Raw genomic sequence first — 1,100 nt, forward strand, 5'->3', positions numbered from 1 at the left:
AGAGGGCGTTTCAGGAGCTTTGCTCCTATATGCAGCGTTCATCCTTGTCCACTTTTAGGTTCTATGCCGCACAAGAGAAGCTTGCTCCGCCCTCGCCTGTCGAGTGAGCCGCCCGTCTCATCCCCTTCTGGGTACTAGAATCCGTCTGGTTTGAAGAAGTCATAGAAACACCCAACAGGCAGCGGAACGGGATCCTCCGCCACATTCGTGCTGACGCTGTGTCATGACCGAGCGCAAGCCGTACCCGAGCGATCTGTCCGACGCCCGATGGGCCCTGATCGAGCCGATTCTGACGGCATGGAGAAAGGCCCGGCTCGACCGTCGGCCGACCGGCCAGCCGGCGAAGGTCGACCTGCGCGACGTCTTCAACGCGATCCTCTACATCAACCGCACCGGAATCCCCTGGAAGTACCTTCCGCACGACTTCCCCAACCACGGCACCGTCTACGCCTACTACGCCGCATAGCGCGACGAGGGAATCTTCGCCCAACTCAACTACGACCTCACCGGACTGGCCCGGGTCAAGGAAGGTCGCAAGCCCGAACCGACCGCATCGGTAATCGACACCCAGAGCGTGAAGACCTCCACCAACGTTCCCCTGGCCAGCCAAGGAACCGACGCCGCGAAGAAAATCGTCGGCCGCAAGAGAGGCATCCTCACCGACACCATCGGACTCATCCTCGCCGTCACCGTCACCGCCGCGAGCCTGTCCGAGAACGCCGTGGGAATACGCCTCCTCAACCAGGCCAAGAAGACCTATCCAAGCATCTCCAAGAGCTGGGTCGACACCGGGTTCAAGAACGCCATGATCGAGCACGGCGCAAGCCTGGGCATCGACGTCGAAGTCGTCCACCGGAAGTCCGACGTCCCCGGATTTCACGTGGTGAAAAGGCGGTGGGTAGTCGAACGAAGCCTGGGGTGGATCATGCAGCGCCGCCGTCTCACCCGTGACTACGAGACCCTGCCGGCCAGCTCCGAAGCCATGATCCACATCGCCTCTATCGACAACCTCACCAAGCGCATAACGGACGAGACCACACCAACCTGGCGAGGAACCTACTAGGACATAAAGGGCAAACTACTCTCACCAAATGCCCCCT

The 1,100-nt window shown here is 60.7% G+C and carries 1 pseudogene; it reads left to right on the forward strand.

Annotated elements, in window-relative coordinates:
* The first annotated feature begins 223 nt into the window (after window positions 1-223).
* Window positions 224-1,063, forward strand: a pseudogene (locus ACFWIC_RS41110) (IS5 family transposase).
* Window positions 1,064-1,100: the final 37 nt, after the last annotated feature.

The organism is Kitasatospora sp. NPDC127035, assembly GCF_042726075.1.
In the GTDB taxonomy this organism is placed as follows: domain Bacteria; phylum Actinomycetota; class Actinomycetes; order Streptomycetales; family Streptomycetaceae; genus Kitasatospora.